This is a genomic window from Saccharomonospora cyanea NA-134, assembly GCF_000244975.1.
In the GTDB taxonomy this organism is placed as follows: Bacteria; Actinomycetota; Actinomycetes; order Mycobacteriales; family Pseudonocardiaceae; genus Saccharomonospora; species Saccharomonospora cyanea.
Genome location: NZ_CM001440.1, coordinates 1,985,840 through 2,005,950 on the forward strand (window position 1 = coordinate 1,985,840; position 20,111 = coordinate 2,005,950).

The 20,111-nt window shown below is 71.3% G+C and carries 22 protein-coding genes; 9 read left to right on the top strand and 13 right to left on the bottom strand.

Annotated features, from left to right (window positions below; all coding sequences use genetic code 11):
- The first annotated feature begins 51 nt into the window (after window positions 1–51).
- The 3 genes from SACCYDRAFT_RS09525 to SACCYDRAFT_RS09535 all read left to right on the top strand — a co-directional run bounded on the left by SACCYDRAFT_RS09525 (window position 52) and on the right by SACCYDRAFT_RS09535 (window position 2,615).
- A complete protein-coding gene (locus SACCYDRAFT_RS09525; RefSeq protein ID WP_005455707.1) occupies window positions 52–1,065 on the top strand; it encodes a glucosyl-3-phosphoglycerate synthase in 1,014 nt (337 codons plus the stop codon).
- A 17-nt stretch (window positions 1,066–1,082) separates the two neighbouring features.
- Entirely contained in the window at window positions 1,083–1,508 is a 426-nt protein-coding gene (locus tag SACCYDRAFT_RS09530) for a PPOX class F420-dependent oxidoreductase (protein WP_005455708.1), read from the top strand.
- A gap of 66 nt (window positions 1,509–1,574) precedes the next feature.
- Entirely contained in the window at window positions 1,575–2,615 is a 1,041-nt protein-coding gene (locus SACCYDRAFT_RS09535; RefSeq protein ID WP_005455710.1) for a DUF5914 domain-containing protein, read from the top strand.
- 35 nt (window positions 2,616–2,650) lie between these two features.
- Here SACCYDRAFT_RS09535 and SACCYDRAFT_RS09540 read toward each other — a convergent pair whose 3' ends face one another.
- The 7 genes from SACCYDRAFT_RS09540 to SACCYDRAFT_RS09570 are packed head-to-tail and all read right to left on the bottom strand — an operon-like array spanning window position 2,651 to window position 7,674.
- Window positions 2,651–3,163 carry an MSMEG_6728 family protein gene (locus tag SACCYDRAFT_RS09540; RefSeq protein ID WP_005455712.1) on the bottom strand — a complete coding sequence of 171 codons (513 nt, stop codon included), beginning with the start codon at window positions 3,161–3,163 and terminating at the stop codon, window positions 2,651–2,653.
- A gap of 10 nt (window positions 3,164–3,173) precedes the next feature.
- The gene (locus SACCYDRAFT_RS09545) at window positions 3,174–4,745 is read right to left on the bottom strand and encodes an FAD-dependent oxidoreductase (RefSeq protein ID WP_005455714.1); all 1,572 of its coding nucleotides are present in this window, start codon (window positions 4,743–4,745) and stop codon (window positions 3,174–3,176) included.
- Window positions 4,742–5,482, bottom strand: coding sequence for a class I SAM-dependent methyltransferase (locus SACCYDRAFT_RS09550; protein ID WP_005455716.1), 741 nt, complete (start codon window positions 5,480–5,482; stop codon window positions 4,742–4,744). The genes SACCYDRAFT_RS09545 and SACCYDRAFT_RS09550 overlap by 4 nt, the downstream gene beginning before the upstream one ends.
- On the bottom strand, window positions 5,479–5,799 hold the full coding sequence (locus tag SACCYDRAFT_RS09555) for a lycopene cyclase domain-containing protein (protein ID WP_005455717.1): 321 nt from the start codon (window positions 5,797–5,799) through the stop codon (window positions 5,479–5,481). The genes SACCYDRAFT_RS09550 and SACCYDRAFT_RS09555 overlap by 4 nt, the downstream gene beginning before the upstream one ends.
- Window positions 5,796–6,161 carry a lycopene cyclase domain-containing protein gene (locus SACCYDRAFT_RS09560; protein ID WP_005455718.1) on the bottom strand — a complete coding sequence of 122 codons (366 nt, stop codon included), beginning with the start codon at window positions 6,159–6,161 and terminating at the stop codon, window positions 5,796–5,798. Before SACCYDRAFT_RS09560 ends, SACCYDRAFT_RS09555 begins: the two co-directional genes overlap by 4 nt.
- A complete protein-coding gene (locus SACCYDRAFT_RS09565; protein ID WP_052309183.1) occupies window positions 6,161–7,156 on the bottom strand; it encodes a phytoene/squalene synthase family protein in 996 nt (331 codons plus the stop codon). Before SACCYDRAFT_RS09565 ends, SACCYDRAFT_RS09560 begins: the two co-directional genes overlap by 1 nt.
- A gap of 47 nt (window positions 7,157–7,203) precedes the next feature.
- Window positions 7,204–7,674: a hypothetical protein gene (locus SACCYDRAFT_RS09570; protein WP_005455720.1), complete on the bottom strand. Its 471-nt coding sequence runs from the start codon at window positions 7,672–7,674 to the stop codon at window positions 7,204–7,206.
- Between the two features lie 82 nt (window positions 7,675–7,756).
- Between SACCYDRAFT_RS09570 and SACCYDRAFT_RS09575 the strand changes: the two genes are divergently transcribed.
- The 6 genes from SACCYDRAFT_RS09575 (at window position 7,757) to SACCYDRAFT_RS09600 (ending at window position 12,315) form a co-directional block, all read left to right on the top strand.
- Window positions 7,757–8,224, top strand: a complete 468-nt coding sequence (locus SACCYDRAFT_RS09575) for an SRPBCC family protein (protein ID WP_005455721.1) — start codon at window positions 7,757–7,759, stop codon at window positions 8,222–8,224.
- A 401-nt stretch (window positions 8,225–8,625) separates the two neighbouring features.
- Complete coding sequence (gene gap, locus SACCYDRAFT_RS09580; RefSeq protein ID WP_005455724.1) at window positions 8,626–9,630, top strand: type I glyceraldehyde-3-phosphate dehydrogenase; 1,005 nt, start codon at window positions 8,626–8,628, stop codon at window positions 9,628–9,630.
- Between the two features lie 10 nt (window positions 9,631–9,640).
- Complete coding sequence (locus SACCYDRAFT_RS09585) at window positions 9,641–10,843, top strand: phosphoglycerate kinase (RefSeq protein WP_269744654.1); 1,203 nt, start codon at window positions 9,641–9,643, stop codon at window positions 10,841–10,843.
- Complete coding sequence (tpiA, locus tag SACCYDRAFT_RS09590; protein WP_005455729.1) at window positions 10,843–11,628, top strand: triose-phosphate isomerase; 786 nt, start codon at window positions 10,843–10,845, stop codon at window positions 11,626–11,628. The genes SACCYDRAFT_RS09585 and tpiA overlap by 1 nt, the downstream gene beginning before the upstream one ends.
- 60 nt (window positions 11,629–11,688) lie before the next feature.
- Window positions 11,689–11,919 (top strand): preprotein translocase subunit SecG, encoded by a 231-nt coding sequence (gene secG / locus SACCYDRAFT_RS09595; protein WP_005437548.1) that lies wholly within the window; start codon window positions 11,689–11,691, stop codon window positions 11,917–11,919.
- A 54-nt stretch (window positions 11,920–11,973) separates the two neighbouring features.
- Window positions 11,974–12,315, top strand: a complete 342-nt coding sequence (locus SACCYDRAFT_RS09600) for an RNA polymerase-binding protein RbpA (RefSeq protein ID WP_005455730.1) — start codon at window positions 11,974–11,976, stop codon at window positions 12,313–12,315.
- A gap of 139 nt (window positions 12,316–12,454) precedes the next feature.
- Here SACCYDRAFT_RS09600 and SACCYDRAFT_RS09605 read toward each other — a convergent pair whose 3' ends face one another.
- The 6 genes from SACCYDRAFT_RS09605 to tal all read right to left on the bottom strand — a co-directional run bounded on the left by SACCYDRAFT_RS09605 (window position 12,455) and on the right by tal (window position 20,074).
- Complete coding sequence (locus SACCYDRAFT_RS09605; protein WP_005455731.1) at window positions 12,455–13,666, bottom strand: sensor histidine kinase; 1,212 nt, start codon at window positions 13,664–13,666, stop codon at window positions 12,455–12,457.
- Window positions 13,667–13,807: 141 nt separating this feature from the next.
- Window positions 13,808–14,602, bottom strand: coding sequence for a 6-phosphogluconolactonase (gene pgl / locus SACCYDRAFT_RS09610; RefSeq protein WP_005455733.1), 795 nt, complete (start codon window positions 14,600–14,602; stop codon window positions 13,808–13,810).
- A complete protein-coding gene (gene opcA / locus SACCYDRAFT_RS09615) occupies window positions 14,599–15,696 on the bottom strand; it encodes a glucose-6-phosphate dehydrogenase assembly protein OpcA (protein WP_005455734.1) in 1,098 nt (365 codons plus the stop codon). The genes pgl and opcA overlap by 4 nt, the downstream gene beginning before the upstream one ends.
- Window positions 15,697–15,810: 114 nt before the next feature.
- Complete coding sequence (gene zwf / locus SACCYDRAFT_RS09620; RefSeq protein ID WP_005455736.1) at window positions 15,811–17,340, bottom strand: glucose-6-phosphate dehydrogenase; 1,530 nt, start codon at window positions 17,338–17,340, stop codon at window positions 15,811–15,813.
- Window positions 17,337–18,953, bottom strand: a complete 1,617-nt coding sequence (locus SACCYDRAFT_RS09625) for a glucose-6-phosphate isomerase (protein WP_005455738.1) — start codon at window positions 18,951–18,953, stop codon at window positions 17,337–17,339. The genes zwf and SACCYDRAFT_RS09625 overlap by 4 nt, the downstream gene beginning before the upstream one ends.
- The gene (gene tal / locus SACCYDRAFT_RS09630; protein WP_043536330.1) at window positions 18,953–20,074 is read right to left on the bottom strand and encodes a transaldolase; all 1,122 of its coding nucleotides are present in this window, start codon (window positions 20,072–20,074) and stop codon (window positions 18,953–18,955) included. Before tal ends, SACCYDRAFT_RS09625 begins: the two co-directional genes overlap by 1 nt.
- Between the last annotated feature and the right edge of the window lie 37 nt (window positions 20,075–20,111).

Below are 20,111 nucleotides of genomic sequence, written 5' to 3' on the forward strand. Positions count from 1 at the left end.
CGACGCTTCCCGCGCAGGTTCGACGGTCGCTCTCGCACGAAAGGGGACCTCGTGGACACGACACGCATCGGTCTGGCCCCGGACGCCGAACTCACCCTCTCCCCACGGGTCCGCTCCTGGTTACGACGCAGGTCCTGGCGCGCCGACGACTGGACGGCAGCCCAGTTGGCCGCCCTCAAGGGCGAGCGCACCGTCAGCGTCGTCATCCCGGCGCGGGACGAGGAGGAGACGGTGGGGCAGATCGTGCGCACGATCCGCACGGCGCTGATGGAGGAGGACCAGCTCGTCGACGACGTACTGGTGGTCGACTCCCGGTCGCAGGACGACACGGCGCGCGTGGCGGCCGAGGCCGGGGCACGGGTGGTGGCACAGGACGCCGTGTTGCGCCCGCTGCCCGGCATGCACGGCAAGGGCGAGGCACTGTGGAAGGGGCTCGCCGCCACCAGCGGTGACCTCGTCGTCTTCGTCGACGGCGACCTCTACGACTTCACGGCGGGTTACGTCATCGGCCTGCTCGGTCCCCTGCTGACCGACCCCGGCGTGGACTACGTCAAGGGCTTCTACCACCGGCCGCTGGTCAACGGGTCGCACACCGACGCCGACGGCGGTGGGCGGGTGACCGAGCTGGTGGCCCGGCCGCTGCTGAACATGTACTGGCCCGACCTCGCGGGTTTCGTGCAGCCGCTCGCGGGTGAGTACGCGGGCAGGCGGGACGTGCTGGAGAGCATCCCGTTCGTCACGCACTACGGGGTGGAGGTCGCGCACCTCATCGACCTGCTGCGCTGGCGGGGGCTGGACGCGCTCGCCCAGGTCGACCTCGGGATGCGTACCCACCGGCACCAGAGCACGCAGGCGCTGGGGCGGATGGCGGGTCAGATCATGCTGACGGTCATGGACCGGCTCGACCGCAGCGGGCGGCTCGCGGCGCAGGAGGCGCCGTCGACGTTGCTGGCGCAGTTCCGCCGGGCGGCGGGCGGTGTCGACCGCGAGCTCGTGGTCACCGATCTCGCCGTGCAGGAGCGGCCGCCGCTGCGCACCGTCCGGCCACCGCGTCCCCCCGGATAGGTCCCGCCGTGTACGTGATGGCGCGCGACGAGTGGTGGGCCTTCGCCGGGCACGGGACCAGGACGGGCAAGCTCGCCGTGGTGACGGCGCGGGGCGCGCCGCACGTCACGCCGATCTGGTTCGTGTTGACCGAGCTCGGCGGGGACGCGTTCGTGTTCACGACCGGAGACGGCACCGTCAAGGCGCGGGCACTGCGGCGGGACCCGCGAGTGTCGATGGTCGTGGACGACCAGGAGCCGCCCTTCTCGTACGTGCAGTTCACCGCCCAGGCGAGCGTGTCCGACGACGTGGCGGCCATGCTGCCGTGGGCGGTGCGGCTCGGCGAACGGTACATGGGGGCGGAGCGGGCCGAGGCGTTCGGCAGGCGCAACGCCGTGCCCGGTGAGCTGTTGGTGACGGCTCGGATCACGAACGTGCTGGCGCACGCCGCGATCGCCGACTGAGGGACGGCGCGCGGGTTTGGTGGTGGGGCAGCTCGGCAACACCCGTCTCGATCGGAGGTGCTGCTCGTGGTCGAACGGCGACAAAGGGTGCGGGGACCGGCCGCGGCGGTCCTGGATCGCTGGCCCGGGCACTGGCCGCTGCGGCCGCTGCCGCGTCAGGACTGGGGGAGACAGCGGCCGACGGTGGGCCAGGCCGACGTCGCGGTGATCGACGCGGCGGTGAAGCGGGCGCAGGCGCGGCCCTCGGGTAACTGGTTCGTCGTCGCCGACTCCCGGCTCGTGCGCGCCGATCGCCCCTACGGCATGACGATCGCGGGTCGTGAGCTGGTGGCCTGGCGTGACGAGCGCGGCCAGGCCGTCGTCGGCTCCGGGGTGTGCCCTCACCTCGGAGCCGCGTTGGCGGAGGGCCGGATCGTCGATCACCGGTTGGTGTGCCGGTGGCACGGGCTCGCGGTGCCCGCCTCCGGGTTGCCCGGTTGGGGGTGGTGCCCGCTGCCCTCGTACGACGACGGTGTGCTCGTGTGGGTGCGGCTCGACGACGTCGACGGCGAGCCGCCCACGCCGCGCCCGGTGCTGCCGTCGCGCCCGGCGCTGCCGGAGGCCCTGTCGGCGGTGACCCGGCTCGACGGGGTGTGCGAGCCCGTGGACGTGGTGGCCAACCGGCTGGACCCGTGGCACGGCGCGTGGTTCCACCCTTACTCGTTCACGAGGCTGAGGGTCGTGGAGGCCCCGGCGGTGGACGCGACGAACGGGCAGGACCGGTTCTCGGTGGACGTGACCTTCCGCGTCGGGTCGCGGTTCGGTGTTCCGGTGCGGGCGGAGTTCACCTGCCCGGAGCCGCGCACCGTGGTCATGCGCATCACCTCGGGCGAGGGGGAGGGCAGCGTCGTGGAGACGCATGCGACCCCGCTCGGTCCGGGTCCCGACGGGCGGGAGCGTTCGGCCGTCATCGAGGCGGTCGTGGCCACGTCCCCTCGTCCGGGTTTCGTCCTGGCGCGCGGGCTCGCCCCCGCGCTGCGGCCACTCGTGCGCAGGGCGGCGACGCGGTTGTGGCGGGACGACCTGGCCTACGCCGAACGCCGCTACGCCCTGCGCCGCACCGGCTGACGGTGGCCCCGGCGCCCGGCGCCCGGCGCCCGGCGTCAGCCGGCCTCCCCGGCCTCCCCGGTGTCCCGGTCCGGGGCGGTGAGTTGCGGCCGGTCGGACGGCGGCCACACGTAGGGCAGATCGTCGGGCACGTCGGGGAAGGCCGGGCGGTAGTGCTCCGGGTCCTTGCGCACCAGCGCCGACCGGTGGCTGCGGTGAAACGCCTCGTCACCGAACCACGGCGGCAGCTCGTGCGCGGCGGCCAGGGCGTTCTGGTCGCGCACGGTCGTGATGCCGAGCGCTCCGGCGAGGTCGGCGACGAGCTTCACCGCGCACGTGTCGGCGCGGCCCTGTGCGGTCCAGTACTCGCACATGGTGACCCCGTACCGGGTGAGCGCCTCCTCGTAGCCCGCCCACATACGCACGGCGGGATGGTGCCGCCAGCCGTGTCCCGGCACGGTGAGGGCACGCAGTACCTGGAGGGCCTCAACCCGTTGCTTGCCGAGTCGCCGCTGGTCCAGTACGCGGGCGGTCGCGGCGAAGTCTGGGTACGGCAGGAACGTCTGCACTCGGGCCTCCTCACACCGGTGCGTGCTCACCGGCGACACCGTCGGGACGGGCGCCGAACCGGGCGGCCAGCGCGCGCAGCGCCGCGTTGCGCCCCCGGGTGGGGACGGTGACCACGTCGTGCCCGGCGGCGCCCCAGCCCGCGAGCAGGTGGTTCGCCGCCAGCCGGCCGGTGGTGGCGGCGCGCTCCATCAACGCCACGGGCAGGTCCACCCGGATTCCGTCGCCCGCGAGCACCAACCCCGGCACCGGCGTGCTGATGCCGGGGCGGGACGTGAAGGAGCCGGGCGGGAAGAGCGGGCAGTCGGCCCGCCACAGGACCTCCTCCGAGACCGCCCGCGCCGCTCGCGTCTCCGGGTACACCTCCCGCAGCCTCCGCCACAGCCGGGAACGCGTGTCGCGGCGTACCCGGGCGTCGTTTCCGTCGGTGACGGAGTAGGCGTGCAGCTCGACCACCGAACCGCCCGTGTGCGACGCCCACGTCGCCGCGTCGGTGTCGTAGCGGTCGAGCACGCTCACGTTGTCGAGCGGTGGCCTGCCTCCCGTGGCGAGGAAAGCGGGCCGGGCGGGGTCGACGGGCCGGTCGAGCCACGCCCGCAGGACGCAGAACGGTGGCGCGGTCGCAAGGCCCGCCACCTGGTCGCGCCACCACGGCGGGCCGAGGCCGGGAGAGGACGCCACCAACTCCCGCAGGCCGGGCACGTCCGCCGCCAGGACGACGGCGTCGGCCGCGGTCGCGGTGTCACCCGCGTGCACGCGGAACCCTTCGCCCGTGCGCTCGATCCCCTCGACGGCGACCCCGGTGCGGACGCGGACGCCGTGGGTGGCCAGGTGGGTGGCCAGCGGCTGCCACAGTGTGTGGAACGGCCGGTGCGGCACGTCGAACACCAGTCCCTCCGCCGAGCCGAGGAAGTACAGGTGGAACATCACCGCCAGCTCGGCGGCCGACAACCGCTCGGAAGGCGCGAAGAAACTGCGTGAGAACACGTCGAACGCCAGGTGCCGGGCCGCGTCGGGGAACCGCACCCGGTCCAGGAACGTGCGGGCGTCGAGGTCGTCGAGCGTCGTGTAGACGTCGGGCAGCCGCACGTCGACCAGGGGCAGGGCCTCACGCGCGGCCACCCGCAGCAGGCCGGACGCGCCGAACGTCGGGCTCCGCAGTGCGAAGGCGAGGGCGTTCCACGGCGGTGTCCGCGGAAGCCCCCGGAAGGAGTCCACGCGGCCGTGGGCGTCCACGAGTGGGTAGTCGGGCACGGGGCGCAGCACCGACAGGTCGGGCTCCGCGCGGGCCAGCAGCGCCCGCAGGTTGTAGTACTGGCGGAAGAACGCGTGAAAGCCGCGGCTCATGCCGGTTCGGTGGCCGTCGGGCAGCGAAACCGTCCAGCCACCCACCCGGCCCCCGAGATACGGCTGCCGCTCGACGAGTTCGACGGCGACTCCGCGTTCGGCCAGCCCGGTCGCGGCGGCCAGCCCGGCGATCCCACCGCCGACCACCACGGCGCGGCGCTGCGGGGCCACCGTGGGCGTGCCGGAGGGGGCTGCGATCGTGCGTCGCAGGCGGTCCCGGCCGAGCGGCGGGGTCACGGCGCTGCCCGGCACGGTGCGGGCGGCACGGTGGCCGCGACGGTGTGCAGGATGCCCCGCTGCCAGCCGCTCGCGGTGCTGTGTCGGACGCCGGTGTACCCGGCGTCGAGCAGGCGGCGTCGCAGCCGCGACGGGGAGTCGAAGCTCCGCGCGCTGCGCCACAGGTACCGGTGCAGCCGCGTGTCCCGGCTGACCAGCCACGCCGCCGGGATGATGACCGACCAGCTCACCGCGGTCCACACCAGCCGGGGCAGCGGGTGTTCGGTGAGGGTGTAGTCGTGCAGGACGAGCAGTCCGCGTGGCCGCAGGAGCCGGTGCAGCCTCGCCAGGGTCGCGTCCGGGTCGGCGACGTTGCGTAGCAGGTAGGCCGCGAACACCGCGTCGAACGGGCCGGAGATCGCCGGCGTCGGCAGGTCGTCCACGGCGGCGTGCACGAACCGCACCGATCCCGGCCACACCTTGCGCCGCGCGACCTCGACCATGCCCTCGGAGGCGTCCACGGCCACGACGTCCGGGTCGACGAGTGTGGACAGCAGGGCCGCCGTCGACGCCCCGGTTCCGCACCCGGCGTCCAGCACCCGGGCACCCGGTCCCACCGTCCGGGCCACGGTGCGGGCCGCGGACCGCAGGTGCGCGTGGTAGCCGGGGTTGAGGCCGACGAGCCGGTCGTAGTCCCGCGCGGCCCGGTCGAACGCCGAGGGCACGGCGAACCGGGACGGCTCCGCCCGCGCCGTCACGAGGCGCGCTCCCGCCGCTCGGCCCCCGTCCAGGCCAGCAGGACCGCGGTGACGAGGCTGAACCCGAACAGGAAGTCCTCGACGGGGATGTCGAAGGGAAACCGCAGGCCCAGGTGGTGAGCGGGGTCGTAGACGACCACCGGGGCGGAGAGCTTCGTCAGCCAGCCGTCCACCGGCACCTGGAAGGCCAGCACGATCGCCATCGTGATCCAGTACGCGCGGCGCCGGAACAGTCCCGTACGCAGCCACGCCAGTTCGGCGACGACCACGGCGACCACCGAGGCCAGTGCCGGCACCGTGTAGCCGAGGCCGCTCATTCGCGATCACCCACCCGCGTCCGGCGCACGGTCTCGATCCGGCGCACGGTCTCGAAGGTGAGCAACGCGCACAGCGGGATCGTCACGAAGAACAGCACCTCCTCGATCGGGAGACCGGGGGCGAGCCACGCTCCCAGCGTGTGTCCCGGCCTGATCTCCCACACGCCCGCCGCGATGGCTGCCACGTCCCAGGCCAGGAACAGCAGCGCGGGCGCCAGCGCGCGGGCCAGGCGGCGCGGCCGCCGGTACACCCGGGCCCCGGCGAACTCCAGCGGGAGCGTGATGGCGAGGCAGGCCGCGAGCACGAGCGCGTAGTGCCACTGGTCGGGTGGGAACGTCGCGGCGTTCGGCGGGGCGGGCATCAGCTCCACTCCTTCGTCGGGTCCGTCGGTTCGAAGCTCACCTGACGGCGCCGTAGCGGCGCGCTCCGGCGGGGTGGTCCGGCCCAGGTGCGCACCATCGTGCCGGTGGCCAGCGCCAGGCGGCGTGCGGCGCTCACCACGGCGCGGCCCGCGAAGACGTCGTAGCCCGCCTCGGCGATCACGTCGAGGATGCGTGAGTACAGCGTGAACGCGGTCGCCACACACGGCCGGGACTCCGGCCGCAGCAACGCGACCCCGGGCCATGCGCGCCGGTAGACGTGGCGGGTGCGCTCCACCTGGTCGGCCGTGGCGCGCCGCACCCTCGGGTCGGCGTGTCCCACCGTGCGACACCACAGCAGCAGCTCGCGGTCCACGCCGTACGCGGCCAGCTCGTCGGCGGGCAGGTAGACGCGGCCCCGGTCGAGGTCCTCGGCGACGTCGCGCAGGAAGTTGGTGAGCTGGAACGCCGAGCCGAGCGCGGCCGCGCGGGGAGCGGCCTCATCGGGATCGCACACGGTGCCCAGCACGGGCAGCAGTTGCAGGCCGATGACCTCGGCCGAGCCGTGCACGTACTCCTCCAGCGCCGCGCGCGTGGGATAGTCCGACGTGGTCAGGTCCATCCGCATCGACCGCAGGAACCGGGTGAACAGGTCGGGGTCGATGTCGTAGCGCGTCACCGTGTCCGTCAGCGCGGCGAGCACGGGATCGTCGCTGTGCCGCTCGGCGAGCGCCGTGCGCAGCGTCGCGTCGAGCGCCGCCAGCCGCGCGGTCGCCTCGTCGTGGGACAGGCCACTGTCCACGATGTCGTCGGCGTGCCGGGCGAAGCCGTACAGCGCGTGCACGGCGGGCCTGCGTGGTGCGGGCAGCAACCGCGTCGCGAGGAAGTACGTGCGCCCGTGCCGGGCGTTGAGCTGGCGGCAGCGCACGTAGGCCGCCCGGAGAGGGGGCTCGGTGACCTGTGCCGCCGCGAGTTCCCGGCGGACGGCACTGCGCATGGCGCCGCTCTCGGCGCTGCCCCGGCCGGCGAGCACGGTCCCCGCCGTCAGCGGGAGGTGTTGGACGGCACCGCGCGGTCGGTGGCGGTGCGGGTGTCCTCGGCTCCGGCCACGTCGCGGGGCTCGGCCTCGTGACCGGGAAGCTCCGGGGTGCGGCGAGTGCGCTTGAGCTCGGCCTCGTACGCGTGCCGCCGACCGGGCGTGAGCGCCCTGACCTCGTCGGCGAACTCCCGGAACACCCCGTAGTAGGTGTCCTCGTAGTCCTCGACCACTTGGTACGTCCAGCGTCCCGGAAGCACGTTGCGGCCCAGCAGCTCCCGGTCCAGCCGCGTGGCGAGCTCGGTGTGACCGGCGTCGCGCAGCATGCCGATCGCCTCCTCCAGAGTGAAGTCGGCGGTGCCGGTGAGGCGGTGGAACGCGTAGAGGTGACCTCGTGCCTCCTCCACCACTTCCAGCGCCTCGGTCAGCTTGCCCACGGCGCGCACGGTGGCGGTGTCGGGCTGCGATGTGTGCCTCATGGGTGGTCGGGTACCCGGAGTGTGCACTCGTGATGCGCGCCGGATGTTCCGGCGCGGCAGGACTGCCCAGGAGGTGACACCCGTGAGCACGGTCATGAAGGCTGTCGACGTGGACGTCCCGCTGTCCACCGCTTACAACCAGTGGACGCAGTTCGAGTCGTTCCCCGAGTTCATGGAGGGCGTCGAGCAGGTCCGCCAGCTCGACACCCACACCCACTGGGTGACCCGGGTGGCCGGTGTGACGCGAGAGTTCGACGCGACCATCACCGAGCAGCACCCGGACGAGCGGGTGGCGTGGGCCTCCGACTCGGGCCCGACCCACGCCGGAGTCATCACCTTCCACCGGCTCGACCCCAACCGCACCCGGGTCACGGCCCAGATGGACATCGACCCGGACGGCTTCCTGGAGAAGGTCGCCGACCGGACCGGGATGCTGGAGAGGCGCATCAACGGCGACCTGCACCGCTTCAAGGAGTTCGTCGAACGCCGAGGTCACGAGACGGGGGCCTGGCGTGGTGACGTTCCGCCGCCCCCGACGGCGGGGTCGTGACCGGCTCGGAGCCGCAGGCCGCGGTGATCACGGACACAGGACCCGGGTCGCCGTTCCGGAGCCCGACACAGCCCTGAGGAGACCGTGCCGGGCGTCGGCTCCCGCCCGCCTCGCCGTGGACGCCGAGCGAGCGTCGATCCAGCATCGCCTGCGGTCGCTGACCCATGCCCACCGAGCAGGCACTAACTCATCACCGTCCCACATTCCGGACTGGCTGCAGCCTGGTTGCAGCGACGTGTGACCTGGGTTTCTTAATCGATTCGCCTGTTCGGCGGGCGTGCGCGATATCTCGCGTCGGGGTACTCGGATACCCGCTGGCCAGCACGCTAGGGTGGCTGGTGGAACCCGAAGAAGTGTGAGCCCGGTTCCGGCCGGGCGGAACCCCCGAGGAGAGCAGAGCAGTGACGGTTCGCGTAGGCGTCAACGGCTTCGGCCGGATCGGCCGCAACTTCTTCCGCGCCGTGCAGGCCAGCGGCCACGACATCGAGATCGTCGCCTTCAACGACCTCGGTGACGTCGCCACGATGGCTCACCTGCTCAAGTACGACAGCATCCTGGGCCGGATGAGCGAAGAGGTCTCCGTCAGCGACGAGGGCATCGTCGTCGGCGGCAAGACGATCAAGGCCCTCGCCGAGAAGGACCCCGCCAAGCTTCCGTGGGGCGACCTCGGCGTCGACGTGGTCGTGGAGTCCACGGGCTTCTTCACCAAGGCCGAGGCCGCGAAGGCGCACATCGACGGCGGCGCCAAGAAGGTGATCGTCTCCGCGCCGGCCAAGGGTGAGGACCTCACCGTCGTCCTCGGGGTCAACGACTCGGAGTACGACGGGTCGCAGACCATCATCTCGAACGCCTCCTGCACCACCAACTGCCTGGCCCCGTTGGCGAAGGTGCTGCACGACGAGTTCGGCATCCAGCAGGGCCTGATGACCACGGTCCACGCCTACACCCAGGACCAGAACCTGCAGGACGGCCCGCACAAGGACCTGCGCCGCGCCCGTGCCGCCGCGCTGAACGTCGTGCCGACCTCCACCGGCGCGGCCAAGGCCATCGGTCTGGTGCTGCCCGAACTGAACGGCAAGCTCGACGGCTACGCGCTGCGCGTTCCCGTGCCGACCGGCTCCGTCACCGACCTCACGGTGACGCTGTCGAAGAGCGCTTCGCTCGAGGACGTCAACGCCGCCTACAAGGCCGCCGCCGACGGGCCGCTGAAGGGCATCCTCCGCTACAGCGAGGAGCCGATCGTGTCCTCGGACATCGTCACCGACCCGGCCTCGTGCATCTACGACGCGCCGCTGACCAAGGTCATCGACAACCAGGTGAAGGTCGTCGGCTGGTACGACAACGAGTGGGGCTACTCCAACCGCCTCGCCGACCTGGTGAAGCTCGTCGGCTCGAAGCTGTCCTGACGACATGGCGGTGAAGACTCTCGACGACCTGCTCGGCGAGGGCGTGAAAGGTCGGCGCGTGCTGGTGCGCGCCGACCTCAACGTGCCGCTCGACGGGCAGAAGATCACCGACGACGGCCGGGTCCGCGCCGCGCTGCCTTCCGTCCGGGCGCTCTCGGAGGCGGGGGCGCGAGTGATCGTGACGGCACACCTCGGCAGGCCCAAGGGCGCGCCCGATCCCGCGTTCTCCCTGCGGCCCGTCGCCGACCGGCTCGGCGAGCTGCTCGGCACCGAGGTGTCGCTGGCCGGTGACGTGGTGGGCGAGCAGGCGAAGGCCGCTGTCGCCGCGCTCGGTGACGGTGGCGTCGTGCTGCTGGAGAACGTGCGGTTCGACGCGAGGGAGACCAGCAAGTCCGAGGCGGAACGCGGTGAACTGGCTCGTGAGCTCGCTGCGTTGACGGGTGACGACGGCGCGTTCGTCTCCGACGGGTTCGGCGTGGTGCACCGCAAGCAGGCGTCGGTGTACGACGTCGCGCGTACCCTGCCCGCCTACGCGGGCGGCCTCGTGCTCGCCGAGCTGGAGGTGCTGCGGACCCTGACCGGCGACCCGGAACGCCCGTACGCCGTCGTGCTCGGCGGTTCCAAGGTGTCGGACAAGCTCGCCGTCATCGAGGCACTGCTGCCGAAGGTCGACCGACTCCTGGTCGGCGGAGGCATGTGCTTCACGTTCCTCGCCGCCCAGGGCCACGGTGTCGGCTCGTCGCTGCTGGAGAGCGACATGGTCGAGACCTGCAAGCGGTTGCTCGCCGAGGCGGGCGACAAGCTGGTGCTGCCCGTCGACGTCGTGGTGGCCGACGCGTTCGCGGCCGACGCCGACACGCGCACCGTGCCCGCCACCGGCATCGAGGACGGCTGGATGGGCCTCGACATCGGTCCCGAGACCGTGGCCGCGTTCGGGGCCGCGGTCCGCGACGCGCGCACGCTGTTCTGGAACGGCCCGATGGGCGTGTTCGAGATGGCGCCGTTCGCGGAGGGCACCAGGGGAGTGGCGACCGCGATCGCGGAGTCCCAGGCGTTCAGCGTCGTCGGCGGTGGCGACTCCGCCGCCGCCGTGCGTCTGCTGGGACTGCCGGAGGACGGTTTCTCGCACATCTCCACCGGAGGCGGTGCGTCCCTGGAGTATCTGGAGGGCAAGGAACTGCCCGGTGTCGCCGTGCTGAGTGAGGAGCGCTGATGGCCCGCAAGCCGCTGATCGCAGGCAACTGGAAGATGAACCTCAACCACCTCGAGGCCATCGCTCTGGTGCAGAAGATCGCGTTCTCGCTGCCGGAGAAGTACTACGCGAAGGTGGACGTGACGGTGCTGCCGCCGTTCACCGACATCCGTAGCGTGCAGACGCTGGTCGACGGCGACAAGCTCCTGCTCACCTACGGCGCGCAGGACCTGTCTCCGCACGACTCCGGCGCCTACACCGGGGACGTCTCGGGGGCGATGCTCGCCAAGCTCGGTTGCACCTACGTGGTCGTGGGTCACTCCGAGCGGCGCGAGTACCACGCCGAGACCGACGAGGTGGTGAACAAGAAGGTCCGCGCGGCCCTCAAGCACGGCATCAGCCCGATCCTGTGCGTCGGCGAGAAACTCGACGTGCGGGAGGCCGGCAACCACATCGAGCACACGACCTCGCAGCTCATCGCGGCACTGAAAGGCCTCAAGGCCGAGCAGGTCGAGCAGGTGGTCGTGGCGTACGAACCGGTCTGGGCCATCGGCACCGGCCGTGTCGCCACACCCGCCGACGCCGAGGAGGTCTGCGCCGCGTTGCGGTCCGCCTTGTCGGACAAGTACGGCGCCGAACTCGCCCAGGGAATCCGTGTGCTCTACGGCGGTTCGGTCAAGTCGGGCAACGTGGCCGACCTCGTGAAGTGCGACAACGTCGACGGAGCGCTCGTCGGTGGTGCCAGTCTCGACGGCGAGGAGTTCACCAAGTTGTGCGCTCTCGCCGCGGGCGGCCCACTCCCGTGACAGGGGTGGCGTTTACGCTACTCTTGAATTTCCCGCCACACGCAGTACACAGAGGATGACATGGAACTGTTCCTGCAAATTTTGTTGATCGTCTCCAGCGTGCTGCTCATCATCGCGGTGTTGCTGCACCGTGGTCGCGGCGGCGGGCTGTCGTCCCTGTTCGGTGGCGGTATGCAGTCGAGCCTCTCCGGTTCGAGCGTGGCCGAGAAGAACCTCGACCGCATCACGCTCGGACTCGGGGCGGTGTGGGTGATCGCCATCGTCGGGCTCGGCCTGCTGGTGAAACTCTGATCGACGTTGGCGTGCGAGGAGCGTACGCCAACTCATCTGGTGGGGTGACGATTCATGGTTGGCGGTAACGCGATTCGAGGCACGCGGATCGGGGCGGGCCCGTCCGGCGAGTCGGAGCGTGGGGAGGCTGCTCCGCGTCGCCGGATCTCCTACTGGTGCGCCAATGGGCACGAGTCGCGTCCGTCGTTCGCGATGGACGCGGAGATCCCGGAGGAGTGGGACTGTCCTCGGTGCGGTCTTCCCGCGGGGCGTAACAGGGAGAACCCTCCCGCGGCTCCCCGCACGGAGCCGTACAAGTCCCATCTGGCGTACGTGAAGGAGCGCCGCAGCGACGCCGACGGCGAGGCCATCCTCGCCGAGGCGTTGGAGCGGCTGCGGCGTCGCCGCGAGGGCTGACCAGCTCGGGCCCGCCCACCTCGGTGAGGGGGCGGGCCGGAGACGACAACAACACACGGGAAACCGCGAAGGCCACCTTTCCTGCGCCAGCCGCAGGGAAAGGTGGCCTTCACTTGCACAGGAAAAGCGGCCTTCGCGGTCAACCGAACGGGTAGTGGGCGTGAATACGGAAGCCGCCGTCGTCGGTGGCCTCGGTCTCGAACGTGCCGCCCAACAGCTTCGCGCGTTCGGCGAGCCCGGCGAGCCCGTAACCACCGCCGCGGGGCAGCGCGAGGTTGCGTCGTGACTTCGGGCTGTCGTTACGGACGTCCACGCACACGGTGTCGCGCGTGACCGACACGTTGACGAACGCGGTCGCACCGGGCGCGTGCTTGCGGACGTTGGTCAAACCCTCCTGCACCGTCCGGTATGCCGCCGCCGACACCTGCGCGGGCAGGGACGTCGGCACGTTCTCCACCCTGACCTGCACCGGCACACCGGCCTGCTGGACGAGGTCGTCGAGGTCACGGAGGTCCGCCTGGACGGCCATGTCGGCGCCCGACCGCAGAACCCCCACGAGTCCTCGGAGTTCCTCCAGCGTGCGCGTGCTGAGCGCGCGGATCGTGTCGGCGGTCTTCTTGGCGTCGTCGTCGACGTTCGCCGCGGACAGCACCCCCGCCTGCATGGCGATGAGCGTGATGTCGTGGGACACGACGTCGTGCATCTCCCGCGCGAGCCGAGCACGTTCCTCGGCGCGCACCGCCTGCGCGTGCAGTTGTCGTTCCCGGTCGCGGCTCGCGGCCAGTTCCGTCAGGCGGGCGGCCAGTTCCGTCCTCGCCGCGATCAGCAGCCCGATCGCCACGGGCATACCGGCCACTATCACCCCGTAGATGGCGTCGAGGATGTGCATCCGCCACGTGAGGGCGAGAAAGTCGGCCAGTGGCCAGAGCATGAACCGGCACAACCACACCAGCCCGGCACCGGTCCACATGTGCCAGTGGAACGGCTTGCGGCTCGCCAGCGATCCCAACGCGAACATGGCCGCGAGTTGGGCCCAGCCCGCGAAGAACCCGGGGACGGCGAGGACGACCGCGGTGAACGGCAACCTGCGGCGCAGCAGCAGCGCCGCGCAGCTGGCCGCGGAAAGATAGATTGAGTACGACGGCGCTTCCTCGGGAACCACCAGCCACACGTCGAGCATCGCGATGACGACGAACGCGATGTCTGTTGCCACCGCTGTGACAGCGGGATTTCTCGAGAGCACGCGTGACCGGACGGACAGTGCCGCGGTGTGTTTCCGCGGCGGATCGGCAGTCCCCGAGCCAGGACCGCTGACCGGGACTCCGGTGAGGGAGATTCCCTGTGTGGTCATTGGTTTCGACCTCTCGTCTTGTGGACTCGACACAGAGAGGTTTCTGCGGCCTGTCGGGGAGCGCAACCCCTGAGCCGTGTGCGGTTGCAACGAAACGCGCGGGACACGTGTGGTTCACGTGTCCCGCGCGTCGTCTCCGTTTCAGTGAGTGGGCTGGGCCTTCGCCGCTGCGGCCTTGTCGAGCAACCACACGGTGCGCTGTTTTCCGCGGGCTCCGGCCACCGGAAGGCTCACCGGGTCGGCGCCGGCCAATGCGAGGGCGACGGCGTCAGCCTTGGCCTCTCCCGCGGTGAGTAGCCACACTTCCTGGGCGGCGCGGATGGCGGGGAACGTCAGCGACAGCCGCGTGGGTGGCGGCTTCGGGCAGTCGCGGACGGCCACGACCGAAGCCCGGCCCTCCCGGGCGGCGGGGGTGTCCGGGAAGATCGACGCCGTGTGGCCCTCGCCGCCGAGCCCGAGCAGGAGCACGTCGAACGAGGGGACCTCCACCGCTGATCCGCTCGCTGTGCCGGTCGAACGGGCGGACGCGGCGAGCACTTCGGCGTAGGCCGCCGCCGCCGCGTCCGGGTCGTCGCCGAAGGCGCCGTCGGAGGCGGCCATCGGGTGGACCCGTGACTCGTCCACCGGCACATGGTCCAGCAGCGCCGCACGTGCCTGCTTCTCGTTGCGTTCGTCGTCGTCGGCGGGAACGAACCGCTCGTCGCCCCAGTAGACGTCCAGCCGCGACCAGTCCACGGCGTCACGGGCGGGGCTGCTGCGAACCTGTTCCAGTACGGCGATGCCCGTCCCGCCGCCGGTCAGCACGAGCGAAGCCGAACCCTTGCGTGCCTGCACCTCGCTGAGGGTGGCGAGCAGCCTCGCCGCGGTGGCCGCGGCGAGGACGTCCTGGTCGGGGTGGACGACGACAGTGGAGTCGGTGCCGGGAGTGGTGTTCATGCCTCCGTCTCCTTTTCCGCGTCCGGTGACGTCGGCATGGCCTTGTCCGTGTTCGAGTCTTCCGTGTTCCGCGTGTTCCCCGCGTTTCCCGTGTTCCGGGCCGCCTTCGCGGGCGGTTTCCGGCCCTTCCGCGCCGCCTTGTCCGTGACAGGCGAGGGCGACTTGGTGGGCTTGCGGGCGGGGGAGAACTTCGTGAGCCCGCGCAACGCGGCCTCGTAGACCTCGTCGGGATCGAGCCTGCGCAGTTCCTCGATGAGGCAGTCCCGGTTGTCCCGCCGGTGCAGCGCGATCCGCCGTGCGGGCTGCCCCGGCTGGGTCAACGTGCCCGTCTTGCCGTCGGGACGGTAGAGCTCGATGGGGCCTGAGGGCCGGTCGATGCGGACCGCCACGATGCCCTGTGCCTCGGTGGTCTTGACGCGCTTCACCGGAACGTTCAGGTACTCGGCAAGCCAGCCCGCGAGCAGCTCCGTCGAGGGTGAGTCGGCCTCGCCCGTGACCGACGCGCCGGTGATCGGCTCGTACGGTGGAAGGTCGAGCGCCGACACCAACTGCGCACGCCAGTTGGTCAACCGAGTCCACGCCAGGTCCGTGTCACCATCCACATAGGACTTACTGCGGGTGGTCAGGGCCCGGATGGGGTTGCTCTCGGCCGCCGAGTCGGTGATGCGGCGCTGCGCGAGCTGGCCGAGCTGGTCCTTCGACGGCGCCTTAGGTCCCTTGCCCGGCCACCACGTGACGGTGGGCGTGTCGGGCAGCAACAGCGGCACCACCGCGCTCCTGCCCTGGTTCGCGAGCGGCCCGTACAGGCGCAGCACGATGACGTCACTCGCGCCCGCGTCGCCGCCGACGCGGATCTGACCGTCGATGCGCGGAGCTGCCGTGCGCGCTCCCTTGGCCACCACGATCACACGCGACGGGTGCTCACGACTCGCCTCGTTGGCCGCGTCGATGGCGTCTTCGAGTTGCTCGTCGTCCTCCGCGGCGATCACCAGCGTCAGCACCCGGCCCAGCGCCACCGCCCCGCCACGCTCACGGATCTCGACGAGCTTCTTGTTCAACTGCGACGTCGTGGTCGACGGCAGATCGATGATCATCGAAGTCTCCTGTGTTGATCCCCGGAAGCCGGCCCGGTGTCGGTCACGGACGCCTCCAGTGTCTTGCGGGACCTCCGCACCCGGTCGGCGTCCCTGACCGCCGAAAAGTGTCGGTCACGGACGCCTCCAGTTGCGGCCCGTGCGTGCCAGCATCGCCTCCGCCGACGGCGGCCCCCACGACCCCGGCTCGTACGGCTCCGGGGTGCCGAGCTTGGCCCAGTGGTCGAGCACCGGGTCGAGAATCTGCCAGGACAGCTCGACCTCCTCGTTGCCGGGGAACAACGACGGCTCGCCCAGCAGCACGTCGAGGATCAGCCGCTCGTAGGCCTCCGGCGAGCTCTCGGTGAACGCGTGTCCGTAGCCGAAGTCCATCGTGACGTCGCGGACTTCCATCGTCGTGCCCGGCACCTTCGAGCCGAAGCGCATCGTCACGCCCTCGTCGGGCTGGACCCGGATCACCAGCGCGTTCTCACCGAGCTCCTCGGTGGACGTCGAGTCGAACGGCAGGTGCGGTGCCCTCTTGAACACCACGGCCACCTCCGTGACTCGCCGCCCCAGCCGCTTGCCCGTGCGCAGGTAGAACGGCACGCCCGCCCAGCGGCGGTTGCGCACCTCCAGGGTCACGGCCGCGTACGTCTCGGTGGTGGAGTCCTTGGGGAAACCCTGTTCCTGGTTCAGGCCCGGCACCTTCTTGCCGCCCTGCCAGCCCCCGGTGTACTGGCCTCGCGCCGTGGTCTCGTCGAACGGGCCCACGGCCTTGGTCGCCCCCAGCACCTTCACCTTCTCGGCGCGCAACGCCCTCGGATCGAACGACACCGGCTCCTCCATCGCCGTGAGGGCGAGCAGCTGGAGCAGGTGGTTCTGGATGACGTCGCGGGCCGCGCCGATGCCCTCGTAGTATCCCGCCCGACCACCGAGGCCGATGTCCTCGGCCATCGTGATCTGTACGTGGTCGACGTAGTTCGCGTTCCAGAGCGGTTCGAACAACTGGTTCGCGAACCGCAGGGCCAGGATGTTCTGCACCGTCTCCTTGCCGAGGTAGTGGTCGATGCGGAACACCGAATCCTCGGGGAAGACGTCGTTGACGACGGCGTTGAGTTCCCTGGCGCTGGCGAGGTCGTGACCGAACGGCTTCTCCACGACGACCCGTCGCCACACGTCCTCACTGGACTCCGCGAGCCCGCAGCGCGCGAGCTGCTTGGTCACCACGGGGAACGCCCACGGCGGGATGGACAGGTAGAACGCGGTGTTGCCGCCGGTGCCGCGTTCCTCGGTCAGCTTCTTCACGGTCTCGGCGAGCTGGTCGAACGCGTCGTCGTCGTCGAAGGACCCCTGGACGAACCTGATGCCCTCGGCCAGCCGGTTCCACACCGACTCCCGGAACGGCGTCCGCGCGTGCTCGGCCACGGCGTCGTGCACCTGCTGACCGAAGTCCTGGTCCGCCCACTCCCGGCGGGCGAAGCCGATGAGCGAGAAACCCGCGGGCAGCAGACCCCGGTTGGCGAGGTCGTAGATCGCGGGCATGAGTTTCTTACGCGACAGGTCGCCGGTGACGCCGAAGATCACCAGGCTCGACGGCCCGGCGATCCTCGGCAGCCGCTTGTCCCTCGGGTCGCGTAGCGGGTTGGTCCAACCTTGCCTCATCGAGTGAGCTCCTGTACGGCTCGGACCACGTCCGCGAGGCCCGCGGCCCGGTCGGTGAGGTGCAACCGGAGCACGGGCCTGCCCGTGTCGGCCAGCACCTGCCCGTCACCGAGGGCCTGGGCCAGCTGCAACGTGCTGAGTGTGTAGGGGCGGCCCGGCACCGCCACGTCCTCCTCGACCGACCCCGTGATCTGGAGGAAACTGCCGTTCCGGTGACCGCCCTTGTGGTACTGCCCGGTGGAGTGCAGGAAGCGGGGCCCCCAGCCGAAGGTGGTCTGCCGTCCCGACCGCCGCGCGAGCTCGCTCCGCAGCAGGGTGGCGGACGCGTCGTCGAGCCGGTCGAGGTAGGCCTGCACGGCGAGGTAGCCGTCGTCGGCGACACCGTCGACGAACTCCCGCAGCACGTCGGTGAGCGTGCCGGTCCCCGCGTCACCCACGGCGCCGTAGACCTCCACCGGGCCGATCACGGCCGACGGCTCCTCGGTGCCGGAGAGCGCCTGTGGGTTGTCGAGCAACGACCGCGCGGCCTTCTTCGCGGCCTCCACGTCGGGCTGGTCGAACGGGTTGATGCCGAGCAGCCTGCCCGCCACCGCGACGGCGTACTCCCACAGCAGGAACTGCGCCCCGAGCGGCCCGGCGGTCGAGATGGCCGCGCCCTCCACGGACGGACCCACGGCCACGGCGGTGGCGTCCGCTCCCGCGTCGGCGAAGCCGGGCGCGGTCGGACCCTCGACCACCACGGGCAGCAGGCCGGTGCCCTGCTTGCCGGTGGACTCGGCGATGAGCTGCTCGGCCCAGTCGCCGAAACCGGCGATGCCGGACCCGGTGTCCGCGAGCACGACCTTCTCAGCGCCGTCGGCGTGCGCGGCGGCCAGCGCGGCGGCCATGCGGAGAGCCGGGTTGTCCGGGGAGTCGGTGGCCAGTGTCTCGACCACGCCCGCGGCCTGGTCGAGCAGCCGCGCGACGTCCGCACCCGCCAGCCCCGCGGGCACGAGGCCGAACGCGGTCAGCGCGGAGTAGCGGCCACCCACGTGCGGGTCGGCGAGGAAGACCTTCCGGTAACCCTCCGACTCGGCGAGCTCGGCCAGGGGCGAGCCGGGATCGGTGACGACGATCATCCGTCGGGCGGCGTCGATTCCGGCCTTGGCGAACGCCTCGGCGAAGATACGCCGGTGGCTGTCGGTCTCCACGGTGGTGCCGGACTTCGACGACACCACGAGTGCCGTGCGTTCGAGGTCACCGGCGAGAGCGTCGGCCACCTGGCCCGCGTCGGTGGTGTCCAGCACGGTGAGCGCCACGCCCTCGGTGCCGGTGATCACCTCCGGTGCGAGCGACGAGCCGCCCATTCCCGCGAGGACGATCCGGTCGACGCCCTCCGAACGCAGGTCCGTCCGCAACGCCTCGACCTCACCGATCAGCGGTCGCGAGCTCTTGTGCAGCGTGGTCCACGACAGGCGGATCGACGCTTCCGGTTCGGCCTCGTCGCCCCACAGCGTCGCGGTCTGCGCGGCGAGCGCGCTCGCCACCCGGTCGGAGACGAGCCGGTCCACCAGCGGGCGCGCCGCGTCGGCGAGGGCGGCGTCGGTGATGTCGACCGTCGTGTGCTCCGCCATCAGCTCTGCGCCTTCGCCGAGTCCAGCTGGCCGCGGACCGTGTCGAGCAGTTCGGCCCAGGACTTGTCGAACTTCTCCACGCCCTCGTCCTCGAGCGTGCGGAAGACGTCGCTGATGTCGATGCCGGCGGCGGAGAGCCGGTCGAACACCTGCTGCGCCTGCGCGGCCGTGCCCGTCACGGTGTCACCGTGGACGTTCGCGTGGTCCGCCGCGGCTTCGAGGGTCTTCTCGGGCATCGTGTTGACGGTGCCCGCGACGACGAGTTCGTCCACGTACCGGGTGTCGGAGTAGTCCGGGTTCTTCACGCCGGTGGAGGCCCACAGCGGGCGCTGCGGGTTGGCTCCCGCCTCCTTGAGCGCCGCCCAGCGCTCACCGGCGAACAGCTCCTCGTACGCGGCGTAGGCGAGCCGGGCGTTGGCGATGGCGGCCTCGCCGCGCAGGGCCAGCGCCTCGTCGCTGCCGATGGCCTCCAGCCGCTTGTCCACCTCGCTGTCGACACGCGAGACGAAGAACGACGCCACCGACTGGATCCGCGACAGGTCGTGCCCGTTCGCCTTCGCCTGCTCCAGACCGGCGAAGAACGCCTCGATCACGGCGCGGTAGCGCTCCACCGAGAAGATCAGGGTCACGTTGACGCTGATGCCGTCGGCCAGGGTCCGCGTGATGGCGGGCAGGCCCTGCTCGGTGGCCGGGATCTTGACGAAGATGTTGGGCCGGTCGACGGTCTTCCACAGCTCCTCGGCCTCGGCCACGGTGCGCTCGGTGTCGCGCGCCAGCCCGGGGTCGACCTCGATCGACACGCGGCCGTCGACGCCGTTCGTGGCGGTGTAGACGTCGCGGAAGAGGTCCGCTGCCTCACGCACGTCGCTGGTGGTCAGCTCGCGGACGGCGGCGTGTACGTCCGCGTCGCGCGCGGCGAGCTCGCGGATCTGCTCGTCGTACGCCTCGCCCTTCGACAGGGCACCCGCGAAGATGGTCGGGTTGGTGGTGACCCCGACAACGTGCTTGTCGCGGATCAGTTCTGCGAGGTTGCCGGAGCGCAGCCGCTCCCGCGACAGGTCGTCGAGCCAGACCGACACTCCTGCCTCGGACAGCTGGGCCAGCCTGTTCGTGTTGCCCATGACGTCATCCCTTCCCACGTTTCGACTCCTCGCGGGT

Coding starts and splice junctions, on each gene's coding strand:
- SACCYDRAFT_RS09530 (WP_005455708.1), top strand. CDS start 1,083: ATGGCGCGCGACGAGTGGTGGGCCTTCGCCGGGCACGGGACCAGGACG.
- SACCYDRAFT_RS09555 (WP_005455717.1), bottom strand. CDS start 5,799: ATGAGCGGCCTCGGCTACACGGTGCCGGCACTGGCCTCGGTGGTCGCC.
- SACCYDRAFT_RS09560 (WP_005455718.1), bottom strand. CDS start 6,161: ATGCCCGCCCCGCCGAACGCCGCGACGTTCCCACCCGACCAGTGGCAC.
- SACCYDRAFT_RS09565 (WP_052309183.1), bottom strand. CDS start 7,156: ATGCGCAGTGCCGTCCGCCGGGAACTCGCGGCGGCACAGGTCACCGAG.
- SACCYDRAFT_RS09570 (WP_005455720.1), bottom strand. CDS start 7,674: ATGAGGCACACATCGCAGCCCGACACCGCCACCGTGCGCGCCGTGGGC.
- tpiA (WP_005455729.1), top strand. CDS start 10,843: ATGGCCCGCAAGCCGCTGATCGCAGGCAACTGGAAGATGAACCTCAAC.
- secG (WP_005437548.1), top strand. CDS start 11,689: ATGGAACTGTTCCTGCAAATTTTGTTGATCGTCTCCAGCGTGCTGCTC.
- SACCYDRAFT_RS09600 (WP_005455730.1), top strand. CDS start 11,974: ATGGTTGGCGGTAACGCGATTCGAGGCACGCGGATCGGGGCGGGCCCG.
- SACCYDRAFT_RS09605 (WP_005455731.1), bottom strand. CDS start 13,666: ATGACCACACAGGGAATCTCCCTCACCGGAGTCCCGGTCAGCGGTCCT.
- pgl (WP_005455733.1), bottom strand. CDS start 14,602: ATGAACACCACTCCCGGCACCGACTCCACTGTCGTCGTCCACCCCGAC.
- opcA (WP_005455734.1), bottom strand. CDS start 15,696: ATGATCATCGATCTGCCGTCGACCACGACGTCGCAGTTGAACAAGAAG.
- zwf (WP_005455736.1), bottom strand. CDS start 17,340: ATGAGGCAAGGTTGGACCAACCCGCTACGCGACCCGAGGGACAAGCGG.
- SACCYDRAFT_RS09625 (WP_005455738.1), bottom strand. CDS start 18,953: ATGGCGGAGCACACGACGGTCGACATCACCGACGCCGCCCTCGCCGAC.
- tal (WP_043536330.1), bottom strand. CDS start 20,074: ATGGGCAACACGAACAGGCTGGCCCAGCTGTCCGAGGCAGGAGTGTCG.